Source organism: Roseibium sp. RKSG952, assembly GCF_009711355.1.
The window spans coordinates 67,075-91,714 of sequence record NZ_SMMF01000958.1 but is presented as its reverse complement, the minus strand read 5'-3'; the positions used below and the strand labels follow the sequence as shown (position 1 = coordinate 91,714).

Here is a 24,640-nt window from a genome sequence, read left to right as displayed (position 1 = left end):
GTGTGAGCGTCGTTTCAGGCTCTGACAGAACGGCCAGTTGTGTATCCTGGTTGAAGATATCTTTGGGCACGTGGGTTTCGCGCTCGAACAACTCACCCATGGCCTGAATGAAGGTTGGGGTCATGAAAATGGACGCCCGCTTCTCCTGCATATGGGTCAACCAGTCGACATCCCGGTTCCCGAGCAGCGTTGCCGACAGACAGACGTTCCAGCTTGGTGGGGCAAGTTCGATGGCTGAAGCCATTTGAGATGCTTGTTCAAAGCCTGGTGTAACCGTGTGGCTTTCATCGATTATCAGAATGCCAAACTGATCGAGCCTGAGCCCAGATCTTTCTTCATCGCCAGCGCCGCGGAGGTGTTGTTTGGCAAGTTTGCTGTTTGCGACAGGTTGGAGCGAGTTTGTCGAGTACTTGCGCCAACTGGGAATAACTTTGGGCGGGGCAATTACAGCTGCATTTTTTCGCGCAACGCCATGGACGGGAGAGCGAGGCACGACTTCTGAGAATGTTTCTGACAATGCTTCGGCCAGGTGACAGCCGATCTCTGTCTTTCCCGAACCGGTTGGCGCTTCTACGAAGGCGATCCCATGGTCATAGACGATGGAACACGCCTCATAGGTCAACTCCTGTTGATACCCAAACAGCGTATGGCTCGTGATCTCTTTTCGGGCGCCAGTCAGCCAGGGTTTAAACCCCTTTTGCTCCGAGATAGTTCGCGCCATCGCGTCTTCAGCGGTCACCGGTTTGATAAGCTTTTCGAGTATCTCCAGCGCTTCGGTATTCCAATCGACAGACACATCCCAAGCCTGCTCAGCGGCTTCTGTGCGTTCGACCTGAAGTTCATGAGTGCCCGCATCCAGGTCATCGGCATACTCGATGTTTCTGTAGAGCCCTGAGTAGGAAAAATTTGCGGACCCGGCGACGGCACCTTTTGGTGAGCTGACGATTTTTGAGTGTAGCCGCCGATCCCCAGATATCCCCAACTTGCGTTTGGCGAGCTCCGGATCGAAGACACGCAGATCAATTATCCCGGTTTTGATGGCGTGTTTTGCCAGCACCGCGATAAGATCGTGATCCTCTTCTACTTGAAGCCCGGAGCGCTCCAGCCAGTAGAGTTTCATTTCTTCGGTGACTGGTTTGGGATTGGTCAGCCTTTTGGTATTCGCAGTGTCGATCCCGAACGATATCCGGATCCGGATATCGCTGTCGTTTTCGGGATCCCTCAGCTCGGGCAATTCCTTCATCAAAATCGACAGCGAAGACAAGAAATCCTGATACCCGGTGACAATCAGACAATCCCCGGAGGTGATATGGGGTCGATAAAGATTGATGACCGGCCTGTCGATATTTGTGCCGACCTTCGCAACCGGTTCGGCATCAAGTTCGCTTGCGGGCTTTTGATTTTCTTCGGTGAGCTGCTTTGGCTTGGAACGCAGCCAATCAGGGAGTGAAAACAATGAACAAGACTTGGTTTAAGGACGCTTAGTCTAATAATGATACTGCGAGCATCGTCCTTCAAGACATCACCGGAAGAAACATTCGTTTTCCTGAAACTGTCGAAAATGCGCACCGGTTTTGCGGCAGAAAGCCGTGAACTCGATGTTTAACATCAGGCTCTACGTCCGCTGACTCGAGTCTTGCGTTGTTTTCTCACAAAAGTGCGGTCCTCGCTCGCAGCCGATACGCGGCGCTTCATTGGCTACAACTTCTTCGGGGAACATCCCGAAACGATGATAGAATTTTTCGACATGCACATCGGGTGACGACAAAGCTCATGCGGGGCGATCAAGCAATCCCGCAGTTGATCAACCAAAATGGCAGAGATCACGAAATGACCTCTGCCTAATCAGTTTATCTGCCAAAGAATTCAGCCACAGCGTCCGTCGAGGCTTCTACCGCCTCTGGTTTGTAATAGAAGTCCACATGAAAGAAACCCTGAACGACGCAGATAGGTTGCGAAACTATCAGGGGAAATTTGGTTTGGACTGAGGGCAATTTGATTAGGTGGATGTGCATCATTCAGCGGCGATATCTTGCAGAAGGAATTCAAGCCCCGACGCCTGCGCAGCGGTCTCTGGGTCAGCGCTGTTGGCCAAAAGCCAACCCTGTATCTGGGCAGGGCTGAGTTGTTGATCTCCTAACCGCGCCTCGAATGCCTCGGCTAAGTCGCGTTCACCTGGGAAAAAGCGCTCAAACAGTTGGCGGGCCGTTGCTGCGCTTACCAATCCAAGTTCGGTGTGCACATCCGCACGACCGGGTCGGATCAGGGCTGGGTCCAATCTTTCCTTGTGGTTCGTTGTCATAACCAGCGCACGCCCTTCCTGAGCTGCGACGCCATCGATGGAATTGAGCAAGCCCGAGAAGCTGACGCCCGAGCGTTTCTCGCCACCTTCGCGCTGTGTAAACACGGCGTCCACATCCTCGATTGCGATCAGGGACCCCTTGGGGGCACACATCATCGCTTCACGCAGATCATCATCCGTCAGCGTGATGCGCCCGATATCCAACGACGCAATATCCAATGACAGGTCTGACGCCAGTGCACGAATGAGGCTTGACTTGCCCGTGCCTGGAGGACCGTAAAACAGATACCCCCGCCGCCAGGGAACACCACGTTCCGCGTACCAGTCGCTGGCTCCATAGAACCAGCGCATGTCCTCCAGCACTTTCTCGATACGATCGTCATCCACCAGTACCGTATTGATGGAACGGCGCGGGACATCGCCGACATGATCCCACCAGTCCCCTTTCAGAATATGGAGGCCCGGGCCGATGCGATCCCTGGTCTGAGACAGCGCACGCCCCTCCGCAATCCAGCCCAGAATTGTCTCGACTTTCCCGAACAGGACAGTGACATTCAGCACCTCCATCGGCCGCTGATTGTGCGATGCACCCACTTTTGACTTTTCATTGATGTCGCGCTCCAGACGGCAAAGTTTTCCGCGCCAGAAAAACCAATGCCGTCCCGGAGCTGGTGCATAGCCCTTTGTTCCCCGAGCCCATTTTCCATCCGTCATACGTACATGCCGCGAATGGGACAGAACATTGTTCTGCTCCATCCAGATACAGAAATGGCGATAGGCGGCGCTCCGGTTGTCGAGTGTCAGACTCACCCAAACGCGCCGCACAATCACGCGGTACAGGGCCATGAATGCGACGCGTAGAAAGGCTGCCGCGACCCCGAATGCCCCGAGCGCCAAGCCGCCCGCGAAAAAATCGCTGGTCAGGGCGCTGGTCAGGAATTGATCAAATGCTTCCATCTTAGCCCCCTTTCACTTCGCGAAAGTCGTGACCTTTGAAACACCGCACCGGATTGCCGCGTTCGAGCGCATGGTGCAGCTCATTGCGGCTTGCCTTTTGTGCAGCTTCTTCCGCAGAGGCTTGCGCGGCCATCAGATGCTGAAGACGTTCCAATGCCAGCGCCTTGTTGCGGTGTTGCGACCGTTCTTCGCGCGCCACCGCTGCAAGCCCCGTTTGCCTGTGCGTCGCCCGCACTGCGCTATCGGTCGTGTTCTGGTGCTGCCCGCCAGGTCCGCCCGCCCGGAAGGTTGCAAAAGTGACGTCGCTCGCTTGAATGCGTTCAAGTGTTTGCACCGGTGCAGGCAAGTCGAACACCCCAATGAACCAATTGGCCCGTTTATGCGTCGGACGCAGATTGCTTTCCGCCCGCCACTGGATCGTACCGCGCCAATTCTTGGCGAAGGCCTCCGCGTCTTCACCGCTGACCAGAACCACCGCGGATTTATAGCCATGTTTTGTACGCACCCCATTGGTGTCGAAGTCCACGGCGATGAGCCCGGCCTCGTTGCGCATTGCCTCCAGCACGCCTGCAACTGCTTGCTGGCATTCCGCCGGACCGCTGCCACTGGTGACCAAGAGTGAAATATGTCGGGATGCAGTCATGACGGCCTCCCGTCACGCGTTTTCTTGAAGGTTAGAAGCGGATGGAACTCAGCCACAGAATGCGCAGCACCTGTTCGCTCCAGGTCTCCGGCGACGGACTTGGCCGATTTGTAGGCCAAGGGCGCTTCTTCAATCAGAAGGTCGCGATCTTCGCACAGAATACGCCCGCCAAGGGGGGTGCGCTGCATAGCCTCAATGTCAGATTTCTTGGCTCGCACGCGACCATGCATGGAAGATCGGTCATAGCGCCGCCCCGCCCCATGAGCGAGGCTGCTTAGTGCGTCGTCACAACCGTTCGGAGCCATCAGATAGCTTGCACTGGCCCGCGATCCGGCAAGCGGAACAAATCCCTGCTCGGCGACTGCCGCGCCCTTGCGGTGCAGCCAGCCATCGCCATGTCGCGCAAGTAAATTATGCGGGGCATCAACCAACAGCATCAGATCTACCCGAAGCGCCTCCGCCGCGCGTTCAGCGATGATATGGCGGTTCAGGCTGGCCCAGCGAACGGCCCTGTCATGATCCCGCAAGTAAGCCAACGCGGTGTCATTCTCGGGATCAAGGCCCGCGAAGGTGCCATCCGGTACCGAACCAAGAACCGCATTGCCGAATCCGCGCGATCCGGAATGAACCAGCAGATACAGGCGTGATGCATCGAGGCGGATGCCGTCATCCGCCTCGGCCAAAGTTTGCACTTCGCAGAAATGATTGCCGCCACCAACCGTACCGAGCGATGTGGCAAACAGATCGGTTGGCAGGCCAGCATCTTCCAGTCGCCAGCGCTGATCTTCAGATACAGGTGCTCCAAGAACACGCATCCGGCGCAGCGCTTTCTCCAGCTTCAGCTTTCGCACAGGCAGATCAAGCTGGAACAGAGACATGCCACAACCGATATCGTTACCGATCAGTTGCGGAAAAATCCGGTCCGCCAGGACGGCACATCCAACCGGCCCGTATTTGCCCGGATGCAAATCGGGAAAGGCCGCGATTTTTTGCACGCCGGTCCAGCCGGAGATTTCTTCGAGTTGCGCTTCGGCCCGTCCTTCAATCCAGGCCGCAGATGTATAGAATTTCGTGATGACGCCGTCGCTGGACACAGCTGACGCGCGACCATCCAAGACAGAATTGCCCATAAGATAGTACCCAATAAACGTATATAGATGCGCCAGCTACGAGCCGGCGAACTGGATCAAACCTGATCTGATTTCAGTTTAGGTGTTGATCGGCCCCGAAAGGGCGAAATGACGAATAAGCATGTATGTCCCTTTCCTTGTTGGGGGTTACGATTTGGGTCCGATGGACCAATTGGAGAACGTCGGATAAGCGGGATTGTTGATTCCCTCAACAGTTTTGAACTTGGCTGACCGCAAGTCGTGTCCAAACAGCAACACGACTGTGGCTCTATGGTTACCACCAAGCTTCTCTGCAAAGCATGTACAATTGATACGTTTGGCGATCGAATGGGTCAAACTGCCATCAAACCCGAAGGATCAAATGCTGTTCTCTCTCCTGGATAACCTCTTTGGTTGGAAACAAAGCGCATCGATCCATGATCGCCTTTTCCCACCCAGCAAAATTGCTCATGGCTGTGCCCACATATCCAGGTGTGGACTTTGAGCTTTCGCACTTCATCCCACAAATCACTTGCAAAACCGTTGCTCAGCAAACGCTCCGGGTTGCTTTGGTGGGTGCGCCAAGGCGTGAGTAGCTCCCGTACTGGCAAGTGATGTGTCATTACAACCGTTGGGCCAGAATGAGGCCGGTGCAGCGCTTCAAACAGCGCAACTTTGTCGGTTCTATGACGTTCCAGCATGTCCTCAACTGTAAACCTTGTATCAGGCGCGGTTCGTATTTCTCGATAGTCCTGAAGGTGTGCAGACAGCATAATCTGCGTTTGCGTGTCCGATCCTGGAAACAGCTGGAGATCAGTCCAAAGTGTAGCTCCGATGATACGAACACCAGCAATTTCCGTTACCGCACCATGTAGGACCCGAATATCGAGGCCTTCTGCGCAAAGATCAGTTAGCTGTCGCTCTTCGTCGGCCAGTAGTTCCGACCAGATTGACCCATAAGGTTCATGATTTCCCCAAATGGTAACAACCGGGCACCCGTATTTGCGCGCGGCCCGAGCCGGGATATCCAAGTGGCGTCCCATCGTGTTGGTATCGCCTGCGATCAACACTCCGTCTATCGGAGAGGCTAGGTCGGGTAGCTCAAAACCATCCCAGAACTCGTCATGCAAATCGCTCCATACCAAGAATTGCGCCACATTTTTACTCCAAACTTACCAGGCTGTTTCGTAGTGATTGACGAACCGAACTAGAGTAGGGAAGACCTTGGCTCAACATCAGACCAGTGTTTATTAACAGGCAACGACTTCGCCCGTTTTGCAATTTGCCGAAATGAAACCGGCGTGAAGTCCCACACATCGACGCCAACATTGACGGCGTTCCTTGCTCCTTTCCAGTTGTTATGAACATGACCAAAAAGATGAAGCGCTTGGCGCCTTGCATGGTTCCAAGTCATCATTGGATAGTGGCAAAGTGTATGAGCCTGGTTTTGAGGCCCATCTTTGACCTCGACCAAATAATGTATGCTGTCCCACGGCAGTTCTAAAGTAGGACTGAGGTCATGGTTCCCAACAACAAGGTGCTTTTTCGCTCCGGGCAGCTGGCTGAAAACACCCGCCAAATATGGTGCCTCTTTCGCTTTTGGACCAAAGGCAAAATCACCAATTATCCATAGTTCGTCATCCGGCTTCACGACCTTCCACATGTTTTCGATGAGGAGGGCATCCATTTCGGCTGCCGACCGGAATGGACGATCACAATGAGCGATTACATTCTCATGCGAGAAATGCGTATCTGCAGTGTACCAATTGGCCATTTTCCGGCTCCCGAATTTCTCACCACCTTTGTCGATTTAGCTGAGGCAGTAAATCCCAATTGAGCTATTCGGACCAATGATCATCTCGTTACGTGAAATCACGTAACATATTGAATATATTATTAACTTAAGAAAATTTTTGAGGTAATATAGTACCCATATGGGTATTAATTGGGCCTGATTGGGGATTGCAACGAGACCGCAAAAGATTCATTGTGATGGTACATCGTATAGGAAAGTGGACGTCAATCCATGCAATGTGAAATGTGTGCTGGAGAGATAAAATTTCGCCTCAAGACTGAAGCTGGAATGTCCCTTGCTCAATTCGCAGATTCCATAAATCGACACCCATCGACCGTCAGCATGGTTATCCATCGCAGGCGGACTAGTAGTCCGATTATGGCAAAGATTTTCGAAACATTGGAAGCCGTACGCTCTGTGCCGAAACAGCCCTCCAACGACCAAGAGGACGCAGCATGATCTAGCCACCAAAAACCATCAGCCAGAGGTAAGTGCTGAATGAACAAAGGCCCGGATGCTTTCGCAACCAGACCCCTGTCGTGACTGAATACATTCATCCCACCTCACAATTTGAAAGTCAACAGACTCGCGCAAGCGGCTGATCACTTGCGCTCAAAAATCCGACGCGGTCGTGTTCGGAAACAGGGATGCTTTGCTATGAATATGCTACTCGATCACGCGGTGATGGAGATCGCATCGACTCCACCTATCGATTTGTCAGGGTTGCCGGGGGCGTTCCAGCGCGCCTTTGGGCCTACAGAGCCATTTCCAGATGATTTTGGCCCTATTGAAATGCTGGACGTTACACCGCTCCCGTATCGTGGCAACCGTCCAATCAATGTACGATCTCGTGGGTCATGCAGGATCCTCGCGATTCTTGTTGATCTGGAAACAGGACAACCAAGGCGCTACGGACTGGATAGCCAACTTGAATTTCATCACCTAGCTCTGACGCTTGTAAATCCTTCGGTCGTGCAAGTCCGTGAACAGGTTGGCCCGCTGCCTTTCATTGACGAGGACGGAAAGGTTGCCAAGCATTTCATTGACCTGGTGATCCAAAATCGGGACGGCCGCCGCATCGCTGTCGCGGTTAAACCAACGGAGCGGCTGGCGTCAGGTCGTTTCATTAGGGAGCTTGAGTGCCTCAGAGAAAGCATTGTTCCCAAGATTGCAGATGAACTTCGTCTTGTTACCGAACACTGCATTTCACGCGTCCAAGCCTTCAACGCGATCATGTATCAGCGTTTTGCCCTCTGCCCCGATCATGACGTCGATGCACGATTGGCCGAAGTCTTGGAAAGCGTCCATGGAGAAATCTCGATTTGTGACCTGACGCGTCTATGCCGTGCAGGAGGTCGCGGGTTTCGGTGCATCGTCCGAGGCATGTATGAAGGAGTGCTAGCAAAGGTCAGCCCCGGTCGCATTAACTTCTTCACGATGGTGAGGGCAGTTTGATGACCCAAAAATTCCATTTCAACACCGTCGACCTCTACTGTTGGGGCGGCGTCTCGTACCAGTTCATGATGAGCGACGAAAAATTCGCTTACATGAAGCGCGCTGATGGTTCCGATGCCATTGAACGCTTCTCCTGGCCAGATATCCACGAAGCCGTGGCGAGCAAGGAATGGGACATCAAGCGTCGACCCGCAAACATCATCGAAGCGACTTATTCGCAAGATCCCTACATGTTCGTTTGGGAGTTGCCGGATACTCAAAGAACACTGGTGCTGAACCGATGGTTCATCGTGAGCGCTGTCGAGAAGCTCTACGCGCAAAAGAAACTCAAGTTTACCCCAAAGAGTGTCCAAGAAAATGAGGGCATTCTGTTCAAGGAAGCAAGCATTGCGCGTCGCGCATTCGAGGGAGAATTTGGCAAACAGTACTTCAGTTCAAAAACCGAAAAGGTTCCGCCCTGGCCAAACGCCTGCACTATTTTGCTTTGGAAACGTAAGTATCGGAACTCAGGTCGCCGGATTGAGGCACTTGTGGACCGCCGCGGAAAATTCTCATCAATCGACATCGATCAGGAGAGCTTTGCGTTCATCAATGCAAGGCTCCGGAAGTACCTCAATGATCAGGAATACTCTGGAAACGGGGTCATTCGTGAAACCCTGATGGATATCGAAAGAGAGAACGAGCGACGACTGGCCACTGGTGAACCGAAGATACAAACACGATGTAGATCCGTTCTGCATGAGTGGCTTCAGAAATTCGGCCCCTTTGCCATCAAGGCGGGGCGAGACGGACTGACCGCAGCCAAACACGAGTATGGAGGCATAGGAAAGACAGAGCGCGCAACGCGTCCCGGTGAATGCTTTCAAATTGACGAATGGGAGGTAGATGCTCGCACGTTCATGATGGCTGGACCATTGCGTGAAGGTCTAGACAAGAAGACCCTTGCAGCTTTACCGCGTGGACGACGTTGGATGTACATCGTCATTGACGTGGCCACACGGTATATCGTTGGCTTTGCTCTGTCCGCGTCCCAAACCCCAGAGGCTGCCGTACGCGCCTTGCGGATGGCGCCGCAGAATAAGGATCATCTTGCGAAAGCGGCTGGTGCCAAGAACGGCTGGGCTGGCATGCAATTTGAAAGCCTGCAGTCCGACACCGGCTCAGCGTTCTTTTCCGAGTTCACGCAACGCGCCGTCAACACAGCTTTTGCGACTTACTTCTATCCGACGCTTGGCGAACCTCAATTACGCGGGATTATTGAACGGGTGTTTGGCACCTTTACCGACTGTGCCATGCCTTTGATCCCGGCGCGGACCTTTAGCAACCCGCAGGAGCGAGGCGACTACAAGACTGAGGACCGGGTTACGCTAACGGATGATCAACTGGCATTGATTTTTATCCGATACATCGTCGACGTATATCATCAGTCCAGCCATTTCGGCCTGTTTGACGAGACGCCACAAAACGCGCTCAATCGCCTTGTCGGGACGGTAGGCAAGCCACCTGACTTACCAAAACACATCCGTCGACATGCCTTTGGTATTAGGATCGAACGCACACTTACACGGCGAGGTGTTCGAGTTCTTGGTATTGATTTCAACAGCGAGGAAATCGTTGAAGCACGCAAACAATATGGCAGCCCTAAGTGCCCCGTTTATGTTGACCCAGACTCGCTTGGAGCGATCAGCGTCTATGTCAAAGGAAAATGGATCGAGGTTCCAAACAGCATTGAAAACTTCGATGGCATCTCTGTCGTCGAATGGAACGCGGTCGGTGCGACCCTAAGGCAGCGTTACGCCGCCGAAGCCAGGGTCAATTTCTCCGTCATTTTGGCAGCTCTCACCAACATCAGATCACGCGTGACGGATCAGCAAAAGATTGTAGGCACGTTGCCGCAGGCGCCAACTTCAGCAGATTTCAATCGACTTGAGAACAATCTGTGGCATGGCCTGTCGATCTTCGATGATACTGTTGACCAATTAGATGGGCTTCCGAGCGCTGACGACGGGTTGGGTTTCATAATAGGCGAGCCAGCACCCGGCATCGAAAAAGACGTTGCCGCAGAGAAAGCCACCCCGACTTACGTTGATGACACGCCAATAGCGGAGCCCGACGCTGGGGATAGCGGTGTCGATTACGACACTGATTGGTGGCAGGGGGACGACGACGATGTCTGATCATGTTTCCACTATGACCAATGCCGGTCCACTATTCATAGACAGCCGCGACGCCAAACGGATCAGGGAGCGGATTACAGAGACGTACGAGGACTTTGTAATGGCAACCAGATCCGGCCGACGTTTCGAGGCGCGCGGGATTGCCATTCTGGGTCTGACCGGAACCGGAAAATCTGAGGGAACTATGCAGGCACTAGAGGCGCTCGGGATGGCCGAAACCAACGCAGGGGACTCAGAAAGACCATTTCTGAAACTCGACCTTGGAGCGAGAGCGACATTGAAATCGCTCAGCGCGGCGCTGTTAGAAGAGCTCGGTTGGCCGGCCCGCCAGAAAGATAGCGCCGAAGCCATGCTGCGCTCGAGCCGCAATTACATGGCTAAGCTTAACACCAAGATTTTGGTGATCGACGAAATCCAACACATCAGATCGACGGGAAAACAAGATCGAGAGGATCTGCAGGACTTTCTCAAATCACTGGTAAAGCCGCGCGTTGGTCAGATCATTCCAATCCTGATTGGCATGCCCGAATTTAACGATGTCCTCGCATCAGACGGTCAGTTGGATCGACGTTACAGAAAGGTCAGAATGTCGAGTTTTGACCCGGCGTCAGACCTCGCGCGGACGATACGAGTATTGAAGATAGTAGCTGAAAACACCGGTATCGCGTTGGGCGCCAGCGTCATGACCCAGAACTTCGCAGCACGCCTCATGCACGCCGGTATGTATGCCTTTGGCGAAATCTGCGTCTGGTGTCAGCGTGCCGCATCAAAAGCATATCGGAGCGATGCAGATGAGCTTGTCATCGCACATTTCCAAGACTGCTACCGAGAAGAAGAAGACTGCGTTCCCGCACTCAATCCGTTTATCGCCGACGACTTCGAAACCATAAAAATCAAACCCCAAGAATAGCTGTCGCACAAGACGGCCCAACAACGAGCAGAAAAATGATCACAGTTCTACCATTAAAGACATCGGCGCTAGCCGACGAACCCGGATTCTCACTACTTGCCCGGAACACCGCCATCAACGCATCCGGCACCACACAAGAATTCTGCACAGCGACAGGCCTGTCAAAGGCGAAGGTCTGCACTGGTCGTCAGACCGAGCTTGATCGCTTGGCCGATCTTACGGCTTCTGAGCGATCAAGCTTGACGCAAAACAGCCCAGAACAGCTGTCACGAACCTACTCACGCCTGCACGGTCAGCAGTTCCTGACGCGGTCGTTGCGTAAGCAAGACCTCGCGATCTGTCCGGTTTGCTGGCTGGAGACGGGAACATCCGACAAATCGCAGCTACATCTCCGTCGAAACTGGCTTCCTCGCCCAATACAGACCTGTCCGATTCACAACGTTGCTTTGATACCGTTGCCGTATGCGGACTACACCTCTTGCTACGACCATATTTTGCGTGCCCGCTTTGAGCGCGGCTGGCTCGACCAGCTGCCGCGATATGTTCTGCCCATGCGTCAAAGTCCGTTCGAGCGCGCCGCTATCTGTCAAATCGATAGTGATACACCAATGTGCAATTGGATCGGTGACGTTCAGATCGACGTTGTGGAGCGTTGGTGCCTCGGTCTAGGGCAGTTCGTCAAAATGGGCACCGGTCATCCAGCTGACCTAACTCGTGAACAGCAGCGGAATGCGATCAACGCTGGCTTTGCAATTACTGAACAGGGCGCGTCCTCAGTATTTGAAGCTGTCGATAAGGCCCTCTGCAAGCATCGTCTTCGGCTGAGCAAAACCTGGCTGCACAACTGGGCTTTGCTGTCCGTCAAGCCAAAGGAACGCTCGTTCTTTCGAGAGTTGATGAGGCAACTATGCGCCGACCAGGGCCACTTTTGTCTGAACAGTATCTCGCAAAAGGTCAGTGTTGAACGATATGTCGACGCCAACATTGTTGCCATTGCCAAGGCAGCAAATCGGCACCACAGCTGGGTCAGGATGGCACTGGTACGTGACGGATTACTGCCCGAAGGTGGAAACCCTCAGCAACAGAACCTAAAGGTTCAGATGCAAAAATGCTTGGCCCACATCCAAGACTTAGTGAAAAGCCTGGATACGACCAAGGGTGCTAAGCTTCTTGGCATTGGCACAAAAGGGTTTGAAGCGCTGGTGAATGACGGTCTACTCCGGCCGATCAGAAGCACTGCCCACAAGAAATGGCGGTTTCGGCGAGAAGATATTGAGGGCTTTTCGGCTCGTATCCAGGAGCATGTTGCTGGCAACAGCCCTACTGACAACGCTGATTATTGCAGCATCCATCAAGCGTGCTTTGCTTACGGATGCACCACGCCGCAAGTCATTCGGCTCATCCTGACCGACCAATTGGCTGGTTCGTATCAACATGAAACCGAAGTTGGCATTTCTGGCATTCGTGTTCTCAGGTCTGCACTTGTTGCCAAGCTTCCCATCTTCACCAGTGAACACATCACACCATATGATCTGACCAAGCAGCTTGGCTTAGAGTACGCTGAACTCAAACAGTTGAATAAACTCAACCTCCTGCCATGCTATCCAACTCCATCCGGCTGCCGGCGGAGAATTCGGAACAGTGTGAGCGTCATAATTCTCGATCAGTTTCTGGGGCGTTTTCAAACGGTGCGCAGTGCAGCGAGTGTGTTGCAGATTGAGGAAAGCGATCTCCAGAAACGCATCAATGAAGTAGGGATTTATCCATCTCCAGATGCTGGTGGCCTGCCGGTATATCCGGCATCCGAACTGCTAAGCCTCTAATCTTAAGTCAAAATTTCTATGCTGTTTCCGGCCGCTTCCTGCGGCCTTTTGTTTGCCTTCACGCCCACAAGACTCGCATCTAACCCGGATGAAGTTGGGGTTCTATACGGACAGTTTCGGAAAAGTGTCGTATTATCAGTGTGTTGAGAATAGAAAAGACTCGGTTTCAGGCCGGACTCCACAACGAAATTGTGTCGTCCGATGTGAACTGGAACTTGTCCGGCTTGAAAAGCAACTTTTGTCGGCCGAGAACGCAACTTTTGCCAAAATTAGGGAATTCGGCGGGCGGTTGTCATCTCAATTGGCTTGTTATCAAGTTACAAGGAACTATGTCGGCACTTGAGGTCTGATCGCACTGGATCCGGCATTCGGGGCTGGACGCTTCAACTTCGCTGCGATCAATTTCAATGACGACAATGCGCAGAAAGTCGACTTTGCAAAGTCGAGCGGACGGCCCTACCAAACTTTAAGAAATCGATATCGATAAGATCACACACAAACGAAGGGCGGCCCGCACAAGGCCGCCCTTCGTTTGTTTCATTTGCCCATAATCACTCGCGGATCGTCAGCGCTGGGTTGTGAGCGAAGAAGTTGAACGGCATGATATGAACCGTCTTCCACTCGGTCGACATGACCGGCCAGTCTTCCATTCGCGGGATGTGGTGGAACCCTGCAGTAAACCACGACACGATGTCCTGGTGCATGAGGGGTTTGTCCTCTTTTACCCATTCGGCCAGCGTGTCCGAACCATCGCTTTGCATCGCGTATTTACCACCCGCATAGCGCTGTTCCTGATCGTACACTGTCGTCCAAGAGGAATACTCAATATAGGCGTTTCGCTTGAATGGAGGGTCGTTTTCAAAGTCAAACGGGCCATAGGCGATCGAGCCGTGGTGAATCATCCAGCCCGGGGTATGGCCCAGATAGCCTTCTGCTTGCGGGTTCGAAATATGGACGTGACGCGGTTTGGATGCGCTGAAGCGATAGCGCGCGTCCAGCTCACTGTCCGGCATCACGTGCTGCCAGGTCCACATCGATTTGCGCGGGCTGTCTGCAGGCACTTCAGCCGGGATGATTTCCATCAAACCCATGTGGTTGACCGGCTGGTCGATGTCGAAGTCGATACGGAAGTTGAAATAATGATCATGGTTGGCCGCAACCAGATGCGGTGCAATCAACGTGCCGTATTTCGTATCTTCCGCAGCCGTCGCGTCGTTCATCGAGGTCGAAACCACACCTTTGACTGCGTCCAGACCAGTTGCGCCGATCTTGATGAACATCTGACCGTCCTGCTTGAAACGGTAGTCGATCAAGTAGTCGTAGTTCCCGACTTCCGATGCCGTCCGTACAACCAGTTCGGTTTCCGAACGACCTTCGGTCGGGACAAAGTTTTCGGGCGTCTGAGCGAAGATCTCGAAGTGACGCCATGCAGGATCGCCGATGTTACGCTCAAAAATGCAGATCGCATCCGGAATTTCCAGCGGCATACCGGCGTCATCCGCGATCACAGCGGGCAGGAAGGTCGCATATGCCGGGCAGTCAACGCCTGCGCGAAGCGGTGTCAGGAACAGGCCGAACCCGTATTCGCCACTGTCCATATAGGTCCGCCAGTACCAACCGTCAGTCGGGTCCATATAGGGGACGAACACTTCGGACAAATGCGTCTGATAAATGACCGAACGCCATTTGCCCTGATCGTTCACATCGATGTTTGAGACAACCAGACCAGCACGCTTTTCCGCGCGCAGGTTCATGCGCCAAATATCCCATTCCAGATGATTACCGTCCAGCGTGTAGTTGGGTCCACCTTCCTGAGTCAGCAGCACCTTGTTGGTTTCAGGGCGCAGCTCGGCCCGTTCGGCAACCTCTTCCAGCGTGTAACCCCAGGGATCTTGCGGCAAAGGGATCGCACCAGTGTCGATGACCTCAACAACTTCCTGCTTGCCGATGTCGTAGATTGCAAACAGACCCTCGATTGGCTTTGCGTAGAAGTTTGAGCCCGTCGGGTTTTGATAGCAAGGCACCTTCATCAGACGTGTACCGTCGAATTCGGGGGTAAAGAAATTGCCCGCTGTGAGAGGCAGACAGAACGCGTCTTCATTTGTTAAACCACGTGCTTCCAAACCCGCGATCATGTCCGGGTGGCCCAGAGCACCTTCCAGCGCACCGATAAACTCGGCGAACAGAACCATCGGCTGGCCCGAGCCCTCGATGGCAAAGTTCTCTTCGACCGTGCCTTGCGTAATGTTTACGATCGCCTCGCTAAAGCCTTCGTCGGTTGTGTATTGCACCATCGCTTTGCGATCCAGCGCATCCCCTTCTTTCCACGCCAGAACGTCGGCCTTCGACGGCTCATGCAGGTCGATCAACGGATACAGCGTCTCATCCGTGACGGTGCCGCTGTCTTTCAGGATCGTGTTGATCTGCTGAAGTTCGTCGGGCGTCAGCCCATCCAATGGATGCGCAAGGGCACCGCCGGCGAAGGCGGCCCCCAGCGCAGTTGTGGCAAGGATGTTCCTGATTTTCATCTTTTCCTCTCCTGTCTTGCTTTTAGCTGAATACGACTTGGATATCGGTGTATTCGGCCAAACCTTCATCGGCGAATTCGACGCCGATCCCAGATGATTTGACCCCGCCGAACGGGGCGTTGGGTTGAATGGCGCCATGCTTGTTGATCCAGACTGATCCGCATTCCATACGGCTGGCAACTGCCTTGGCGGCCTCAATATCAGACGACCAGACCGAGCCACCCAGCCCATTCGGGCTGTCATTCGCAGCGGCAATCGCATCTTCCACGTCCGAGTACTTGATGATCGGCAACGCCGGGCCGAACTGTTCTTCATCAACCAATGGGTCGCCGTTCTTCAGCCCCGCAACGATCGTAGGAGGGAAGAACAACCCATCGCCCGGTGCACCACCCAGTAGCACCCGGCCACGCTGTTTCGCGTCGGCGACCAGGCGGCTGACCTTGTCAAACTGCATTTTGTTCTGGATCGGGCCGAGTATCGCATGGTCGTCCATGCCATCACCCACCGGGATATTGCGGGCAAATTCGACAAGCGCGTCGCAGACCTTGTCATGGATACTTTCATGAACATAGAGGCGCTTCATCGCGGCACAAGTCTGGCCGTTGTTGATGAATCCACCCCAGAACAAACCTTCGGCAATAGCGTGTGGGTCGGCGTCAGGCAGAACGATGCCCGCATCATTGCCGCCCAGTTCGAGCGTCAGGCGTTTCATGGTTTCGGCGGCCGACGCCATGACCTTTTGCCCGGTGGCGCAAGACCCGGTAAAAACGATCTTACGGATATCGGGATGGGCTGACATCGCGCCACCGATATTATCACCCATGTCATCGCTGGTGATAACATTCACGACGCCCGCAGGCAGAACTTCGTTCATAATCTGAACAAGACGCAATGTTGACAATGGCGTCTGGGGAGATGGTTTGATGACGACAGTATTGCCGGTACGCAGTGCCGGCATGATGTGCCAAATCGCAATCATCACCGGGAAATTCCAAGGTGTGATCGATCCTACAACACCAAGTGGCTTGCGATGTAACTCGACCCGTCCTTCATTGCTGTCCTGCAGAACCTTCATCGGCAAAGACAGGCCAGCAGTATATCCGGCCCAGGCCCCTGCCCCACCCATTTCCCAGCGCGATCCAAGACCGTTCAGCGGCTTTCCCTGTTCGGCGGTAATGATTTTGGCAAGCTCATCGGAATGCTCTCCGATCTTCTGTGCCACAGCCTCGCAGGCGGATTGCAATTCTTCGTCCGATCTGGCCGACCAGCTTTCAAATGCTGTTTTTGCAGCTGCAACTGCCGTCTCCAGTTCGGCTGTCGTCGCATTGGGCGCCCGTCCTGCAACTTCACCCGTCGATGGGTTCAGCACATCAAACATGGTTGCCGTGGATGTTGGCTGACCATCGATGGTCAGATCGTATTCGATCATGTCTCGTCCTCCCTGAATCTCGATGCTCGTACACGACCATCAATCATAGAGAGAAAGTTTAGCCGACCGGTCGGTCGAGTCTTGGGGTTTTGCGCCACAAGATTTGGGTCAAGGCGACATATTCTTTCGCGCAGCCCCCGGGGAGACACCAAATCGTTCCCGAAAGACCTTGTAAAAATGCGACAGGTCGTTGAACCCGGAATCATACGCCACGACGGCGATCGTGTCGCGTCCGGCGTCAGAGTTCACTTCCTTCAGTCGGGCTTTTGCGGTCTCAAGCCGCACAGACAAGATACGCTTACTCGCCGTTTCACCAATCGTTCCAAAATGGCGCTGAAGGGTCCGGGACGATACTTGCAGAGCTTCTGCCAACGCTTGCGGCCCGAACGCAGGGTCGGTCGCTTTGCGCTCTATCAGTTGCAAGGCACGTGACAGCACTGCGTTAGCCTCTCGTCCGTTTTGATCTTCCTGATGGCTGACACACCGGAAATAGGCCCCCAGCAAACTCAAGAACGCCTCACCCAGCTGCAGTGTAACTGCGTTATCTTCCGCAAATATCTTGGCCAGAACGGCGCGCATTGCCACAAACAAGGGATCATTGTGGTCTACCCCAATCCCGCCGGTGCAAATTGCCCCGAATCTGTGCAGCATCTCGTCACGAGGCAGGTGGATCGAGATTTGGCGAGAGTTCATCCCGTCATAGACAAACTCGGAGCGTTTTGCGCTATCAACAAGATACATGTCGCCGGGGGTCAACAAAACCGACGTATCGTTCTGGTGAATGCGACAGTTTCCCTTGTCCTGTATTAGTAGAAACAAGTGCTCTCCGGGATCCTTCCGTATCATACGCTCGTCTCGAAAAACTCTTTGAGCGTCTAGAGATACAATTGCCGTTTCAAATCGTGACACTGGTAATGTGGAAACGTCTCCATCAATGCGCCCGCGTGAGGCAGACCCAGACTCGACGGCAAACTGCCCGCAGACCCTTTCAAGATCTTGAGAAAACCCTTCCACGGATCGCGAACGCAAATTCGCCCGCACAAGCGGTGCAAATGATGCGTTGTTTGGTTGTGGATTCATGAGCGTTGGGTTTGCTGTGATTGGATTGGCGTAAACAGTACCGGTGTTGTGGGTTTTCAGCAAAACGTTTCTTGTTGCAAGACGGGTGGCTTTGGCGAGATGATGGCTGGTTTGGCCGCCTATCACGGCGAGGAAATAACTCTGATGATTGATGCGACTTACCTGAAGGCTCATCGAACTGCGTCCAGTTTTGACGTCAAACAGGGGGGCGTGGGCGGCTGAACCAAGGGCGGCATGAACACAAAGTTGCATGCGATCTGCGACAGCTGAGGTCGTCCACCGAACCTCTTTGTAATCGCCGGATAGGTCAGCAATTACATCGGTGCATGCGTCTTGCTCAGTAGCTTGCCAGATGTCGATTGGTTGCTCGGGATCGCGGCTATGATGCTGTTTGGTTCAGGAAAGCTTTGAACGACAAAGGCACGCCCCTGCGTTCCAGGTCGAAAGCACCGCAAGAAACCCGCGAGGTATGACATGTGGCGTTACAAACGCCGCTACCGCATAGAGATCATGTTCGGTCGATTGAAGGATTGGCGGCGCGGCGCAGCACGGTACGACAGGTGCCCGACAGTCTTCCTCTCAACAATCGCCATCGCAGCTCTCGTCATGTTCTGGCTATGAGTCCTGAGCCCAAGTGACCTATTCAAAGGGGTGGCGATAAACTAGATCCGTCGGATCTTGACGAGGTGCTGCTGCGTCCAACTTAGCGCCGAGCCTTTCGGCAAGCGAACGAGATCGAATATTAAGTGGATCGACATAACTGACCAGTGTCTCAAGTTTCCTTTCATGATACGCCCAGCGTTTCAACTCCAGCGCAGCTTCGTAGGCAAATCCTTTACCCTCTGCGTGTGAATAGATAAGCCAGCCCAGTTCATACTCCGGAAACAGAGGACCGGAATTAACTCCTACTTGCCCTAAACACTGCCCCGACCGACGTTCTTCGATCGTCAGTGCGCCAAATCCCATCAGTGCCCATTGCGCAACGTCGTGACAAAACAATCCCCAGGCAGCAGCAAGAGAGAAAGGACCACCCATGAAAACCGAGCGTTCTGACACCATCAACTCAGAGTATTCTGGCCAGTCCTCCATCGTAGGCACACGCAATATAACGCGCTCTGTTTCCAAAGTTGGCATCGAATACATAGACTATTGGCTTCCAGTTGAATCCTGATGGACGTTGCCAATACCTTCACAAATAACGAAAATCAGCAACGACAACTTTCCCACTCCCCTGCCTTTCACAAAATTGCGCTCAATGTCCGGTTTGTGCGTTCACGACGCGCCGCACTTGCATAGGCCCGAAGCGCGACTAACGGCAGCTCCGGGCTCAGAATGGACGTTTTTCAGCAGTGCACTTGTACTGGCGATAGGAGCCCTGAGCAGACATCCATCACTATTTGAAACTTCACTAGTGCAGCATGTCGCGACGCGCAGGAACCGGACATTCAGCCTTAGACTGTTAGTGACTGGTGGGCAGGCTGCAACAGCGGCATTCGAATATTGGCCACAAAGTCTGTTATGGGCCGCCCTCGAAGACGGCCCATCTTCCTAAATCTCGACGGATTCCGAGATTGCCAAGGCATCTTCCAGTTCAACGCCGAGATATCGAACTGTACTATCCATTTTTGTGTGACCAAGCAAAAGTTGAACCGCCCGAAGATTACCAGTCTTCTTGTAGATCTGCGAAACCTTGGTTCGACGCATCGAATGCGTGCCATAAGCACTCGGCTCTAAGCCAATCGACTTCACCCATTCGCGAACCAATCGCGCGTACTGACGTGTCGAGATGTGAAGACGCTCGTGGAAACGCCCCGGCCAAAGATACTCGGAGCCGACCATCAATGGCTGTTCCATCCATCTTGAGAGTGATTTTCGAGTTCCTTCTGTGATCTCAAATCGGACCGGTTTTTGAGTTTTGCTCTGGATGATTGATGTGCGCTCTTTGACCTGACCGGCTGCATAGACATCAGCCACCATTAACTTGACCAGATCACACCCACGCAGTTTGCTGTCGATTGCCAAATTGAAGAGAGCAAGATCGCGAAAGTTGTCTGCGATCTCCAGTCGAACACGGATCGCCCAGACGTGTTTGGGTAATAAAGGCCTTTTCTGACCGACGATACGTCCTTTGTTCCAGGCAGGGCGGCAGGCGCGAATGGCGGGTAAATTTGGGATAGTCATGGTAACTCTCCAATCCGCCACACCCCGCCTCAACGCCAACCCGACGTTGACGGGAATTCATACTAACTGGATGTGCGATTCCGGAGAATGTCTGCAAAGAGCCCTCTCTACCAATTGATTGACCAGTAATCTCACAGACGATAGTCAGTGTTCCATGGAAAACACTACGATCATCGCAATGACTTGGTGGCCGGCCTCCTGACAGGGTGGCCGGATGACCAAACGTATTCCGAGGCCGCCGCAAGGGCGGCCTTTTGTTTTCCGAGCCTCCCGATGCGCCGCCTCCATTTTCTTGAGAAGACGCAAATGAACAAACCAACCATTCTAACAGGTGACCGCACCACGGGGCCGCTTCACATCGGACACTATGCAGGCTCCCTTGCAAACCGGCTGCGCTATCAGGACAGTCATGAACAATTTCTGCTGCTGGCGGATAGGCGGAGTGAGTTTCGACTTCAGTACTTCCACAAGCGAAAAAACTATGACCTTGGCACTGTAACTCGCTGTTGTGAATCACCCTATCGGACAGGGCTTACCCATCCTTGTTTTCGTAATTCGCGTAATACGGCTTCTGCGTTTTCGACGTCTTTGTGAATGCTTTTGAGTATCGCGTCTATTGGCGCGTCCGGCCATGCACGCTCAAGTTCAGCCAGCTTGGCTTTGGCCGCTTGATCTTGCCCCATGGCTGACAGCGCTGCCGTTACATAAGCCAGAGAAGGAGCACTAAGCGGATCGCCAAGTTGCTTAGCCTCTTCAAAGCGCTCTACCGTTGTTTGATATTGACCCAGATGAAAGTGCGTCGCGCCCGAAATGTTTCGATTGGCAAACCTCTGGTTGCTGGGATCCAGCAACGAGAGCCTGTCTGCGGTCTCGATTGCCTCCTCGAATGCGCCCGAAAACAAAGCCACAGCGCCAAGAAAGTCGAGAACCGCTCCATCATTCGGATCAAGTTTTGAGGCCCGTCTACCGAGTTGCAAAGCTGCGTCGTAGTCGCGATTGGCGAAAAAGGCCCAGCTTTTAGCGGACTGGCTCCAGGCTTGGTCCGGAGCAAGGCTAACTGCTTGGTTCGCCAGCTTCATGGCGGCATCAGCATATTCGGTCTTGGCATCGGACGGCGGAGTTATTACCGCAAGGGACGCGAGTGCCTGCGCTGCACCCGCATATCCGCCGAAATACTCTGGGTCGATCTCGATCACGCCTTCGAACACGGTGAGAACCAATAACTGGCGTTGTTGGTCGAAGATCGGAAATATCATTGTCCGCGCTTGTTGCGCCAAATTGAATGCTTGAAGTGCGGCCGGGGATTTTTCGTAAATTGCAGCGCGCTGCAAGTACGCGTTCGAGTCAGCTGCAGGCAAACCGCTCACTTCAGCAGAAGCAGTTTCCTGTCCATCTTGGGCAAGACCGACTGCGACCAATGCACCAACTAAAGCCCCTATGGCGAACGCGCCTATGGGTAGTCCAAAACGTTTAACTTCAGTCGAGATTGATACTGTAGCGATGCCTGAAACGGCTTCGAAACGCGGCCTATATCCACCGCTATCGATACACAGTCGTACCGGATCATCTTTTCCAATACCTTCGTAATGCAGTTCCAAGAACTGGCGAAGCCGCCGAGCATCGACGCGAACGATGTTCTCCGGATCAGTTCCCTCCGAGGTATCGCGGTCATAAACATCTTGAGCGATAGTCTTGCTGCGGATTTCCTCGCCTCGCCCTGCGAGTTCTTCCTCGACGATGTACGTCAGGAACGCCTGAAGTCTATCAGATCCATCTAGATGAGCGTCAGCAAGCAACCTGCCTAGGGCAGCGCGTTTCTCACCGTCCGAAACGATTTCAGGATGCTGTACCATATTCGTATTTTTGCAATTATCGGTGCGTGAGTCACCCCGTTATTCACCGTGAGTCACTTACGTGTATGTTCCCTAAGCCTCAGGCTTGCAACCAAAACAGCGGGCCGGAGCGCCAAAATCCGCATTTCCAGCTCGCCAAATCACCAAGCGACTGGAGGATGACACATGGCTCAACATCTGAATTTCAGGAGTCTTAGCAAGCACTTCGCAATTGGTGCGATATTTGGCGCTTGGGCTGTCTCCCCTCAAGCGATTACCGACGCGGTATTTGATGTAGTTGCCCCCTCGGCAGCATACGCGCAGGAAACAGAAGAGGTTTCTCCGACGATGGTGCGTGATCGCCCGCGCGATGTGTACTACCCCAATACCGAAGATCTCGCCGAAGACGAGATGCGAGTAATTGCCTGCGGAACCGGAATGCCCACAACGCGGGCTGCTCAGGCTGCTGCGTGTTTCCTTGTGGAACTGGGCAACGGAGACAAGTTCTTGTTCGACATTGGTTCGGGATCGGCCGAGCGAATTTCTTCCCTGCAAATCCCGTACAATTATTTGGACAAGGTTTTTATCGGGCACCTGCATACCGACCATTTCGGCGCTTTGCATGACCTGTTCATCGGTGGAGCGTTGATGGGCAGAAATGTTCCGTTGCGGGTTTGGGGGCCAAGCGGTCCTGTGGAAGAGTTAGGGACAGCCTATGCGCTTGAAAATATGCGCCGGATGTTGACTTGGGACCTGGCAGCGCGTGCCGGTAATACAGATTTTCGCGGATACAGCTTGGAAATCAACGAATTCGACTACAAAGGTGAAAACCAAGTGGTCTACGAGAACAATGGTGTAACGATCCGGTCCTTTCCAGCAATCCACGCAATTGATGGCTCGGTTAGTTATGCTTTGGAGTGGAATGGGCTGAAATTTGTGTTCAGCTCGGACACCTATCCGAACAAATGGTTCAAAGAATACGCAAAGAATGCAGATCTCGCGATCCACGAGTGTTTCATCGCCGTACCTGAACTGGTCACCAAAATGAAGTTTACGCCTGAATCGGCACTATTGGTCGGAACCCAAGTCCACACAGCACCTGAAGCCTTTGGAAAGGTGATGAGTGACATCCAACCAAGACTGGCCGTCGCGTATCATTTCTTTAACGATTTCGACACGGTCAACTCGGTCTACCAGCGCATTCGGTCGACCTATGACGGCCCGCTCAGTCTGGCAGACGACTTTATGGTATGGAACGTCACCAAGGACGACATAACCATCCGTATGGCGGCAACAGAAGAAAGAACTTGGGCACCTCCATTGGCTGCTCCGGCGCAAGCACCAGACATGCAGGATCGAGTCAATTTCTCTGAAAAAGCTGGTGTGCCGCAAGATGTTCTCACGTTCTCAGAGTTCACTCTCGGGGGTGTTGACGACGTGGATGACGTCTTGCGACCGATCTACGAGGAAGCGTCAGAGGTGTTGGGCCAAGAGTTCCCGTATCCCGGCGATCAATAAAGTCAAATTTGACCGGCGCGACTTTAACACGCGCCGGTTTCACCTAAATCTGATCGGGTTTCCTTATGCGACACACATCTTTGATTTATCGCCATTTGGTTTGTGTGGGTTGGTTGACTATAGCGACATCCCATGCGGCGAGCGCTCAGTCTCTTGCGCGTTCTGAAGATGATGAAGGCGGGTGGCGACATTCCATTACGCCCTATCTGTTCCTGCCGCTCAGCACGACGGGTACATCGACAATTGATGGTACAAGCGCCGATCTGGACCTGAGCCTGAGCGAGGTTCTCGATGTTCTCCAAGGTGCCGCCTCCGTACGCTACGAGGGTTGGAACGGAGACTTCGGGATCATCTCTGAACTCTACTATGTAAGGCTTGGTGAAGACGGAACTCTACCGGGCGGGAGAGCAGGCGTTGATGTTGATGTCCGGCAGACCTTTGTCAATGTTCAGGGGGCTTACCGGTTTGCGAACGGGGTAAATGCTTCGGGTCGACGCTATGCAGCAGACGCTGCTATTGGCGTTCAATGGAACCGGCTAAAACAGGAAATCGACATTGCTGGTCCCGGGCCCGGCGTAACTCTGGGCGGAACAGAAGATTGGCTCGAACCGATGATCGCGCTCCGCTATGCGATGGAAATCAACGATAAATGGAGTTTCGCCAGTCGCGCTGAACTGAGTGGTTTCGGCGTGAATGGCGATGACCTGCAATATCTGCTTCTGGCTGGTTTTGACTGGAAAGGCTGGGAGAACACGTCCCTGCGGTTTGGCTATCAGTTCTATGGAATTGACTATTCCACTGACCGCTCGGGCGGGGAGTTTGCCTATGATGTTGACCAGAATGGTATCTATGCTGCCGTCGCGTTCCATTTCTAAGACTGGAGAATGCGGCACAATATGCG

At 53.5% G+C, this 24,640-nt stretch carries 18 protein-coding genes and 2 pseudogenes; 8 read left to right on the top strand and 12 right to left on the bottom strand.

Annotation, left to right across the window (positions count from 1 at the left end):
• The 6 genes from E1297_RS39540 to E1297_RS39515 form a co-directional block, all read right to left on the bottom strand.
• Positions 1-1,456 (bottom strand): DEAD/DEAH box helicase family protein (locus E1297_RS39540; RefSeq protein ID WP_196223515.1); only part of this gene is annotated, 1,456 nt, incomplete at its 3' end.
• Positions 1,457-2,014: 558 nt separating this feature from the next.
• Positions 2,015-3,259 (bottom strand): AAA family ATPase, encoded by a 1,245-nt coding sequence (locus tag E1297_RS39535; protein ID WP_155148027.1) that lies wholly within the window; start codon positions 3,257-3,259, stop codon positions 2,015-2,017.
• Position 3,260: 1 nt separating this feature from the next.
• The gene (gene prfH / locus E1297_RS39530) at positions 3,261-3,902 is read right to left on the bottom strand and encodes a peptide chain release factor H (RefSeq protein ID WP_155148025.1); all 642 of its coding nucleotides are present in this window, start codon (positions 3,900-3,902) and stop codon (positions 3,261-3,263) included.
• Positions 3,899-5,032: an RNA ligase RtcB family protein gene (locus tag E1297_RS39525; protein ID WP_155148024.1), complete on the bottom strand. Its 1,134-nt coding sequence runs from the start codon at positions 5,030-5,032 to the stop codon at positions 3,899-3,901. The genes prfH and E1297_RS39525 overlap by 4 nt, the downstream gene beginning before the upstream one ends.
• A gap of 332 nt (positions 5,033-5,364) precedes the next feature.
• Complete coding sequence (locus E1297_RS39520; protein WP_209016274.1) at positions 5,365-6,168, bottom strand: metallophosphoesterase; 804 nt, start codon at positions 6,166-6,168, stop codon at positions 5,365-5,367.
• 50 nt (positions 6,169-6,218) lie between these two features.
• Entirely contained in the window at positions 6,219-6,785 is a 567-nt protein-coding gene (locus tag E1297_RS39515) for a metallophosphoesterase (RefSeq protein WP_155148022.1), read from the bottom strand.
• A 678-nt stretch (positions 6,786-7,463) separates the two neighbouring features.
• On the opposite strand from E1297_RS39515, the gene E1297_RS39510 reads away from it, so the two are divergent.
• Genes E1297_RS39510 through E1297_RS39495 form a run of 4 tightly spaced genes read left to right on the top strand, consistent with a single transcriptional unit; the run spans position 7,464 to position 13,171 of the window.
• Positions 7,464-8,261, top strand: a complete 798-nt coding sequence (locus tag E1297_RS39510; RefSeq protein ID WP_155148019.1) for a hypothetical protein — start codon at positions 7,464-7,466, stop codon at positions 8,259-8,261.
• Positions 8,261-10,438: a DDE-type integrase/transposase/recombinase gene (locus tag E1297_RS39505; RefSeq protein ID WP_196223514.1), complete on the top strand. Its 2,178-nt coding sequence runs from the start codon at positions 8,261-8,263 to the stop codon at positions 10,436-10,438. The genes E1297_RS39510 and E1297_RS39505 overlap by 1 nt, the downstream gene beginning before the upstream one ends.
• On the top strand, positions 10,431-11,348 hold the full coding sequence (locus E1297_RS39500; protein ID WP_155148015.1) for a TniB family NTP-binding protein: 918 nt from the start codon (positions 10,431-10,433) through the stop codon (positions 11,346-11,348). Before E1297_RS39505 ends, E1297_RS39500 begins: the two co-directional genes overlap by 8 nt.
• A gap of 35 nt (positions 11,349-11,383) precedes the next feature.
• Positions 11,384-13,171 (top strand): TniQ family protein, encoded by a 1,788-nt coding sequence (locus E1297_RS39495; RefSeq protein ID WP_155148013.1) that lies wholly within the window; start codon positions 11,384-11,386, stop codon positions 13,169-13,171.
• Between the two features lie 551 nt (positions 13,172-13,722).
• Here the strand turns inward: E1297_RS39495 and E1297_RS39490 are convergent.
• From E1297_RS39490 to E1297_RS39480, 3 genes are all read right to left on the bottom strand, one after another.
• On the bottom strand, positions 13,723-15,699 hold the full coding sequence (locus E1297_RS39490) for a tyramine oxidase (protein WP_155148011.1): 1,977 nt from the start codon (positions 15,697-15,699) through the stop codon (positions 13,723-13,725).
• A gap of 22 nt (positions 15,700-15,721) precedes the next feature.
• The gene (locus E1297_RS39485; RefSeq protein WP_155148009.1) at positions 15,722-17,128 is read right to left on the bottom strand and encodes an aldehyde dehydrogenase family protein; all 1,407 of its coding nucleotides are present in this window, start codon (positions 17,126-17,128) and stop codon (positions 15,722-15,724) included.
• A gap of 108 nt (positions 17,129-17,236) precedes the next feature.
• Positions 17,237-18,208, bottom strand: a complete 972-nt coding sequence (locus E1297_RS39480; RefSeq protein ID WP_155148008.1) for a helix-turn-helix domain-containing protein — start codon at positions 18,206-18,208, stop codon at positions 17,237-17,239.
• A 99-nt stretch (positions 18,209-18,307) separates the two neighbouring features.
• On the opposite strand from E1297_RS39480, the pseudogene E1297_RS39475 reads away from it, so the two are divergent.
• Positions 18,308-18,829 (top strand): annotated as a pseudogene (locus E1297_RS39475) (IS5 family transposase); the annotation flags it as partial.
• A gap of 18 nt (positions 18,830-18,847) precedes the next feature.
• Here E1297_RS39475 and E1297_RS39470 read toward each other — a convergent pair.
• Positions 18,848-19,351: a GNAT family N-acetyltransferase gene (locus tag E1297_RS39470; RefSeq protein ID WP_155148006.1), complete on the bottom strand. Its 504-nt coding sequence runs from the start codon at positions 19,349-19,351 to the stop codon at positions 18,848-18,850.
• A gap of 405 nt (positions 19,352-19,756) precedes the next feature.
• Positions 19,757-20,389 (bottom strand): tyrosine-type recombinase/integrase, encoded by a 633-nt coding sequence (locus tag E1297_RS39465; RefSeq protein ID WP_155148207.1) that lies wholly within the window; start codon positions 20,387-20,389, stop codon positions 19,757-19,759.
• A 306-nt stretch (positions 20,390-20,695) separates the two neighbouring features.
• Between E1297_RS39465 and E1297_RS39460 the strand changes: the two are divergent.
• Positions 20,696-20,824: pseudogene (locus E1297_RS39460) on the top strand (tryptophan--tRNA ligase); the annotation flags it as partial.
• A gap of 83 nt (positions 20,825-20,907) precedes the next feature.
• Here the strand turns inward: E1297_RS39460 and E1297_RS39455 are convergent.
• Positions 20,908-22,242, bottom strand: coding sequence for a tetratricopeptide repeat protein (locus E1297_RS39455; RefSeq protein WP_155148004.1), 1,335 nt, complete (start codon positions 22,240-22,242; stop codon positions 20,908-20,910).
• A gap of 165 nt (positions 22,243-22,407) precedes the next feature.
• Between E1297_RS39455 and gntH the strand changes: the two genes are divergently transcribed.
• Together gntH and E1297_RS39445 are read left to right on the top strand one after the other, a co-directional pair.
• Positions 22,408-23,739 (top strand): guanitoxin biosynthesis MBL fold metallo-hydrolase GntH, encoded by a 1,332-nt coding sequence (gene gntH, locus E1297_RS39450; RefSeq protein ID WP_155148002.1) that lies wholly within the window; start codon positions 22,408-22,410, stop codon positions 23,737-23,739.
• 113 nt (positions 23,740-23,852) lie between these two features.
• A complete protein-coding gene (locus tag E1297_RS39445; RefSeq protein WP_196223513.1) occupies positions 23,853-24,614 on the top strand; it encodes a hypothetical protein in 762 nt (253 codons plus the stop codon).
• Positions 24,615-24,640: the final 26 nt, after the last annotated feature.